At 73.3% G+C, this 7,264-nt stretch carries 7 protein-coding genes; 4 read left to right on the forward strand and 3 right to left on the reverse strand.

Annotated features, from left to right (window positions below; genetic code table 11):
• Positions 1 to 15: 15 nt before the first annotated feature.
• Together ACFUC1_RS11495 and ACFUC1_RS11500 are read right to left on the reverse strand one after the other, a co-directional pair.
• Entirely contained in the window at positions 16 to 1,344 is a 1,329-nt protein-coding gene (locus ACFUC1_RS11495) for a hypothetical protein (protein ID WP_379119780.1), read from the reverse strand.
• Positions 1,341 to 1,796: a cupredoxin domain-containing protein gene (locus ACFUC1_RS11500; RefSeq protein ID WP_379119794.1), complete on the reverse strand. Its 456-nt coding sequence runs from the start codon at positions 1,794 to 1,796 to the stop codon at positions 1,341 to 1,343. Before ACFUC1_RS11500 ends, ACFUC1_RS11495 begins: the two co-directional genes overlap by 4 nt.
• Positions 1,797 to 1,845: 49 nt before the next feature.
• Here ACFUC1_RS11500 and ACFUC1_RS11505 point away from each other — a divergent pair, with 49 nt between their 5' ends.
• The 3 genes from ACFUC1_RS11505 to ACFUC1_RS11515 are packed head-to-tail and all read left to right on the forward strand — an operon-like array spanning position 1,846 to position 4,692.
• Positions 1,846 to 3,270 (forward strand): wax ester/triacylglycerol synthase family O-acyltransferase, encoded by a 1,425-nt coding sequence (locus tag ACFUC1_RS11505; RefSeq protein WP_379119782.1) that lies wholly within the window; start codon positions 1,846 to 1,848, stop codon positions 3,268 to 3,270.
• Positions 3,267 to 4,265, forward strand: coding sequence for a patatin-like phospholipase family protein (locus ACFUC1_RS11510; protein ID WP_379119784.1), 999 nt, complete (start codon positions 3,267 to 3,269; stop codon positions 4,263 to 4,265). Before ACFUC1_RS11505 ends, ACFUC1_RS11510 begins: the two co-directional genes overlap by 4 nt.
• Positions 4,266 to 4,269: 4 nt before the next feature.
• The gene (locus ACFUC1_RS11515; protein WP_379119786.1) at positions 4,270 to 4,692 is read left to right on the forward strand and encodes a DUF6912 family protein; all 423 of its coding nucleotides are present in this window, start codon (positions 4,270 to 4,272) and stop codon (positions 4,690 to 4,692) included.
• Between the two features lie 11 nt (positions 4,693 to 4,703).
• Here the strand turns inward: ACFUC1_RS11515 and ACFUC1_RS11520 are convergent, their stop codons facing one another.
• Complete coding sequence (locus tag ACFUC1_RS11520) at positions 4,704 to 5,525, reverse strand: alpha/beta fold hydrolase (protein WP_379119788.1); 822 nt, start codon at positions 5,523 to 5,525, stop codon at positions 4,704 to 4,706.
• 79 nt (positions 5,526 to 5,604) lie between these two features.
• Between ACFUC1_RS11520 and pruA the strand changes: the two genes are divergently transcribed.
• Positions 5,605 to 7,233: an L-glutamate gamma-semialdehyde dehydrogenase gene (gene pruA / locus ACFUC1_RS11525; RefSeq protein ID WP_379119789.1), complete on the forward strand. Its 1,629-nt coding sequence runs from the start codon at positions 5,605 to 5,607 to the stop codon at positions 7,231 to 7,233.
• Positions 7,234 to 7,264: the final 31 nt, after the last annotated feature.

Genomic DNA, 7,264 nt, shown 5'->3' on the forward strand with positions numbered 1-7,264 from the left:
ACGGCGCCTGTGCGGTCAGGAGCTGAAGAGCAGGGTGAGGCCGCCGACGGTGTAGAGAACCATGAGGACAAGCAGCGGGACCTGGCCGACCACCGCTGCCCTCCGCGGGAACAGGGTCAGGGCGCGCTCGTGCGCGACCACGACCCCCAGCACGTGGCCGGTGATGATCGCGACGACCTGGATGCCTGCGACGAGCCCCGGGGCGATGAGGGCGACCGAGGGCCGCACGCCGGCGGTGCCGAGCCAGTTGGCGCCCGTCCCGAGCGGGTCGGAGAACGTGGCCAGGCCGTGGGTGCCCTCCCAGACCCACAGGGACCAGTAGTGCGCCACGAGGTACCCGGCCGCGATCGGGATCAGCGACGGCGCGAACGCGCTCGCCACGCCGCGCGCAGCCACCCGTGCGAGCCGCGCCGAGACGACGGCCGCGAGGGCGAGCGAGCCGGCCACGACCAGGCACACCGCGACCAGGCCGCCCGTCTCCCACAGCCGCGGCACCGCCCGGGCCTGGACGAAGGAGTACCACCGGGTCTCGCCGGAGAACCCGTCGTAGGCGGTCGAGCCCAGCATCACCGAGGTCACCGCGAGCAGGCCGGGCTCGGGGCGCACCTGCAGCGGACCGTGCAGGGGCGTGCGCAGCACCCATCGGCCGTCGGTGCGCCGGCCGAGGGGGCTCAGCGTCCCGTAGAGCCCTGACCACGCCCCGAACGGGTCGCCGTGGCGCAGGTACGGCTGCCCGAACGCGAGCGCCAGCACGAGGCTCAGCAGCAGGTAGCCGAGGACGGCGACCCGCAGCACCGGCAGCGTGGCGTTGTCCGGGGCGACCAGCTCGAGCCACACGAAGGCGGCCAGACCGGCCGCGGCCGGCCAGTAGCCGAGCCGGTAGTCGGCGAGGGCGAACTCCGGCTCGATCCGCGCCACCTTCAGCAGCCCGGCGTGCAGCCAGCGCACCGGGTTGACCAGGCGCCACACGCCGCCGACGAGCATCGAAAGGAACGCGAGGCCGACCCAGAGCCAGACGTACACGACGTAGGGAACGGGGTTGTTGGCGTCGTCCTTGCCCAGGACGAGGGCGGCCAGCGTCCAGGCGGCGACGAGCAGCGTGAGGACGACCGCGACCACACGCAGCACCCGGCTGTCGAGCACGCGCCCCAGTCCCCTCGGGAGCGGCACCCCGTCGTCGGCCCCCAGCCGCGGCGTTCGCCACAGCGCCCCTAGAGCGACGAACGACACGACCAGGGCCGCGCCCGCCCCGACGAGCAGCAGCGAGAACGGCAGCGGCAGGTCCTCGCGCGAGCCCACGCCGTGGGCAGGGAGCGCCAGCGACGGGAGCAGGGAGGGCTTCATCGGACCGCGATCTTGAGCAGCCGCAGCTCGGGGTGGTGGGTCTCCACCTCGTACACGCCCGGCGACTCGCCGGTGAGCTCGACGCTGACCGGCGTCCCGGCGGGGAGCTCCTTCTCGATGTCGAACCCGTGCACGTGCAGCTGGTCGGCGTGGTCGCTGGTGACGGTGAGGGTCATGGTCTCGCCCACGCCCAGCTCGACCGTGCGCGGCGCCGGGGTGACCCGGCTGCCGGTGACCGTTACCGTGACGGTCCGCTGCGCCGGGCTGCTCGAGGACGACGTCGACGCCGAGCCCGAGGGGGACTGCTCCGACGACGAGGCGGCGGACGGCGCGGACGAGCTCGTGCCGCTCGATGCGGTTCCCGCGGTGGATGCGGCCCCGCCGCCGCAGGCGGCGAGACCCGCGACGAGGACCGCGCACCCGGCATACCGCAGGGTCGTGGGCCACGTCATCTTGGTCACGATCCGAAGTCTAGACAGGGCTTTCTGACACGATGTGGGGGTGCCTGACCGCCTCACCTCGCTCGACGCGTCGTTCCTCTACCTCGAGGAGTCGACGACGCCGATGCACGTGGGGTCGGTCATGGTGTTCGACCCGCCGGAGGACGGCTTCGACTACGACCGCCTCGTGCAGCTCGTGTCGACGCGGATCGCGTTCGTGCCGCGCTACCGCCAGCGCATCCGCCAGGTCCCGGGCCGGCTGGCCAACCCGGTGTGGGTGGACGACGAGAACTTCGACGTGACCTACCACGTCCGCCGCTCGGCCCTGCCACGCCCGGGCACCGACGAGCAGCTGCAGGAGTTCGTCGCCCGGATCCAGCCGCGGGCGCTGGACCGGCGCCGGCCGCTGTGGGAGGTCTACCTCGTCGAGGGGCTCGCCGAGGGCCGCTTCGCGATCGTCACCAAGTCGCACCAGGCGCTGGTCGACGGCGTCAACGCGGTCGACATCGCCCACGTCATCGTCGACGGCGACCCGGCGGCCGAGGGCCTGGTCACCGACACGTGGCGCCCCTCGCGCGAGCCGAGCGACCTCGAGCTGCTGACCGGCGCGCTGGTCGACGCGGTGCGGCGCCCGAGCGAGGTCGTCGACAACATCCGTGGCGGCACGGCCGACGTCAAGGCCCTCGGCGCCCGGGCGCTCACCGCCGCCGGCGACGTCGTCTCCACGCTGGCCCGCACGGCCGCCCGGCCCGCACCGCACTCGCCGCTCAACGCGACCGTGGGCGAGGCCCGCCGGTACGTCATGATCGGCACCGACCTCGAGGACTACCGCAAGGTCCGGGCGCGGCTGGCGCGCGGGCGCTACGCCGACGACGTGTCGGTCAACGACGTCGTGCTCGCGACGATCTCGGGGGCCTTCCGCGCCTGGCTGCTCACCCGTGGGGAGTCCGTGCACTCCGGCACGACGGTCCGGGCGATGGTCCCGGTGAGCGTCTACGACGAGGGCGCGCGACACGTGAGCAGCCGCCTCACCGCATGCTTCGTCGACCTGCCGGTCGGGGAGCCGGGGCCGTCGATGCGCCTGCACCAGATCGCCTTCGCGATGCGCCAGCAGATGGAGGGCGGCCAGGCCGTGGGGGCGGAGTCGCTCGCCGGACTGGCGGGCTTCGCCCCGCCGACACTGCACTCGCTCGGGGCCCGGCTGGGCTCCGCGGTCTCGCGCCGCCTGTTCAACGTCGTCATCACCAACGTGCCCGGCCCGCAGCACACCCTGTATGCCGCGGACGCCAAGATGCTCTCGACCTACCCGGTCATGCCGCTGGCGCGCGGGCAGGCGTTGTCGATCGGCCTCACCTCGTACGACGGTGGCGTCTACTACGGGCTCAACGCGGACCGCGACTCGATGCCGGACGTCGACGTCCTCGGCCAGAGCATCGTCGACTCGCTGGCCGAGCTCCTCGACACGCAGCGGTCGACGCGGCGATGAACGCACAGGGGGGCCACCGCGCGCGCCGGGGCCTCGTCCTCGGCGGCGGGGGCGTCCTCGGCGCGGCGTGGATGGTCGGCGCACTGAGCGCCCTCGAGTCCCAGACCGGCCTGGACGCGCGCGACTTCGACCAGGTGGTCGGCACCTCGGCGGGCTCGGTCCTGGCCGGGCTGCTGGGGGCGGGCGTCCCGGTGGCCGACCTGCTGCACCACCAGCTCGAGGGCTCGATCGACGCGGGACCGCTGGCCGGCTACCTCTGGGACTACGAGCGCGACACCGGGGGCGACCGCCCGGGCCTGCCGCGTCCCGGTCTCGGGTCGCGAGAGCTGTTGCGCCGCAACGCACTCCACCTCCGCAGCCTGCCCCCGACGGCGGTGCTGTCTGCGATCCTCCCCGAGGGGCGGGGCAGCCTCGAGGCCGTCGGTGCGATGGTCGGCCATGTCGTGCCGTCGGGCTGGGTGCCGCGTGACGGCATCACCGTCGTCGCCCTCGACTACGACACGGGGGAGCGGGTGCCGTTCGGGCGCGAGGAGGCGCCGCGGGTCGACCTGCCGGACGCCGTGATGGCCTCGTGCGCCATCCCCGGCTGGTACCAGCCGGTGCGCATCGGCGAGCACCGCTACATCGACGGCGGGGCATGGTCCTCGACCAACCTCGACCTCATGGTCGGGCTCGGCCTCGACGAGGTGTACGTCCTCGCGCCGCAGGTCAGCTTCGTCAAGGACACCCCGACCCACTGGCGCACCCGGGTCGAGCGCCAGTGGCGCAACCGCGTCACCCTGCGCGCGCTGCGCGAGCTCCACCGGGTCCACGCCGACGGTGCCGAGGTGACGATCCTCGGCCCCGGCGAGGAGGACCTCGAGGCCTTCGGGTCCAACCTCATGGACGTCTCCCGGCGGCCGGGCGTCATCGCGACGTCCCTGCGCACCTCCGCGGCCGCACTGCGCGACCCCGCGCCCCTGCCCGACCACAGCACCTTCGAGGATGTGGGATGACCCCATGACCCAGACCCGGATCTACGTCCCGCTCACGCCTTCCGACGTGCAGGCGCTCGCCGAGCGCCGCGAGGTCGGCCCGGCCCCCGTCGCCGCGTATGCCGTGACCCGGCGCCTCGAGCGCTCGCTGCCCACCGCCGACGAGGAGGAGTGGGAGTACGCGGCACTCACCGAGGCGGTCGAGGCGGCGGAGGCCGCGCAGGGCACGACGGTCGCCAAGCGCGTCGTCGCCGCGGCCGACGTCGACCCGGCGTGGGTCGAGGACGACGCCACGCGGGACGGGCTCGGTGCCGTCACGATCACCTCGCCGGTCCCGTTGCGGCTCGTCGTCTCGCTGCACGTCGACGAGACCGCAGGCGACCAGGGCATGCAGGACCTGCTCTGGTACGACGTCACCGAGCTGGACGAGGTCCTGCGCATCCTCTGACCCCGCGACGGTCAGGCGTGCCGGGCCAGGAAGGGGTCGACCAGGGCGTGGTAGGCGTCGGGCAGGTCGCGGCGGATGCAGTGCCCAGCCTCCTCGACGACCCGGATGTCGATGTGGGCGTTGCCGATCCGTGCCGCGCGCTCGCGGACCTCGGGCAGCACGGGGCCGCCCAGCTCGGCGAGCAGGACGAGCGTCGGCACCGCGATCGCGGCCACGATCTCGTCCCACGGCTGCACCAGGCTGGCGACGCCCAGCTCGAGGAAGCCGAGGTCGACCTGCGCCTTGGACTCCACCCACGGGTCGAGCTCGGACTCGGGCCAGGTCGGGTTGTCCGCGCGGCCCTGCTCGCGCGCCCCGGCCGGGTCGTCCGCGAACGCCCGGCACTCGGCGACCCGCTCGCGCACGACCTCGGCAGGCTGCACCCGGTGCTGCGGGTCGCGCCAGGCGGGGTCCTCGAGGACCGCGGCGGCGACGAGGTCGGGGCGCCGAGCCGCCAGGGCGCCTGCGATCCCGCCACCCATCGAGTGGCCGACGACGAGCGCCGGGCCGCCGTGGTCGGCGGCGACGCGGGCCAGGGTGGCCTCGGCGGCGGCATACATCGCCTCCATCGGGTCCTCGGAGGTGAGCTGCGCCGACGTGAACCGGGGTGACCGGCCGTGGCCGAGGGCGTCGACGCCCACGACGCGGTAGGTCGGGGACCAGCGGCGGACGGCGTCGGGCCAGCAGTCCCCGGAGTCGCCGAGGCCGTGCAGGAGGACGAGGGTCGGGGTCGACGGGTCCGCGGGGCCGGCCCAGCGGTAGGCGAGCTCGGCGCTGTCGTTGGAACTCGGCACACGTGACACCATAGGTGCGCCCTCCCGGCAGCCGGGGGGTCCCCCATCTCCGACGCGACCCCGAGGAGCCACGCCCACCATGGATGCCGTCACCCAGGTGCCCGCCCCCGTCAACGAGCCCGTGCTCGACTACGCGCCCGGCAGCCCCGAGCGCGCGTCGCTCGAGGTGGCCCTCGCGGAGCTGGGCAGCACCGCCATCGACCTGCCGCACACCATCAACGGCAAGCGGGTCATGGGTGGCGGCCGCAAGATCGAGGTCCGGCAGCCGCACGCCAAGCGCAAGCTCCTCGGCACCATGCGCAACGCGACCCTCGCCGACGCGCAGGCCGCCGTCGACGCCGCCAAGGCCGCTGCCCCCGGCTGGCGCGCCCTGTCCTTCGACGACCGTGCCGCGATCCTGCTCAAGGCGGCCGAGCTGCTCTCCGGGCCGTGGCGCGCGCACCTCAACGCGGCGACGATGTTGGGCCAGTCCAAGACGGCGTACCAGGCCGAGATCGACTCGGCCTGCGAGCTCATCGACTTCTGGCGCTACAACGTCCACTTCGCCCGGCAGATCCTGGCCGAGCAGCCTCCGGCCAACTCCAAGGGCATCTGGAACCGCACCGACCACCGCCCGCTCGAGGGCTTCGTCTACGCGATCACGCCCTTCAACTTCACCGCGATCGCGGGCAACCTGCCCACCGCCCCGGCGCTCATGGGCAACACCGTCGTGTGGAAGCCGAGCCCGACCCAGCAGTTCGCCGCGCAGCTGACCATGTCGCTGCTCGAGGAGGCCGGCATGCCGCCCGGCGTCATCAACATGGTGACCGGCGACGGCATCAACGTCTCGAAGGTCGCGCTCGCCGACCCCGACCTCGCCGGCATCCACTTCACCGGGTCGACGCCGACGTTCCAGCACCTGTGGCAGGAGGTCGGCGCCAACCTGCCGAGCTACCGGACCTACCCGCGCCTCGTCGGCGAGACCGGCGGCAAGGACTTCATCCTCGCCCACCCGTCGGCCGACCCGGACGTCCTGCGCACCGCCATGATCCGTGGGGCGTTCGAGTACCAGGGGCAGAAGTGCTCGGCCGCCTCGCGCGCCTACGTCCCGCGCTCGCTGTGGCGCAAGATCAAGGCCGACCTCGTCTCCGTCACCGAGGGCCTGAGCCAGGGCGACGTCACCGACCTGTCGAACTTCATGGGCGCGGTCATCGACCAGCGGGCGTTCAGCAAGCACTCGGCCGCGATCGACCGGGCCCACGCGACGGCCGGCGTCGAGGTCGTCGCCGGTGGCACGTACGACGACAGCGAGGGCTGGTTCGTCCGGCCCACGATCCTCGAGATCGACGACCCCAGCGACGAGTCGTTCCGCACCGAGTACTTCGGCCCGATCCTGTCGGTGCACGTCTACCCGGACCGCCAGTTCGACAAGGTGCTCGACCAGATGGAGTCGTTCGCCCCCTACGGCCTCACCGGCTCGATCATCGCCCAGGACCGGGTGGCGATCGCCGACGCGACCGAGCGCCTGCGCTTCGCGGCCGGCAACTTCTACATCAACGACAAGCCGACCGGCGCCGTCGTGGGGCAGCAGCCCTTCGGTGGTGGCCGGGCGTCGGGCACCAACGACAAGGCCGGGGCCGCGCAGAACCTCCTGCGCTGGACGAGCGCGCGTTCCATCAAGGAGACGTTCAACCCGCCGACGAACCACGCCTACCCGCACATGGGGTGAGGCTCACCGGCATACGCGAAAGGCCCGGAAC

This window comes from Pedococcus sp. NPDC057267 (assembly GCF_042668795.1).
Taxonomy (GTDB): domain Bacteria; phylum Actinomycetota; class Actinomycetes; order Actinomycetales; family Dermatophilaceae; genus Pedococcus.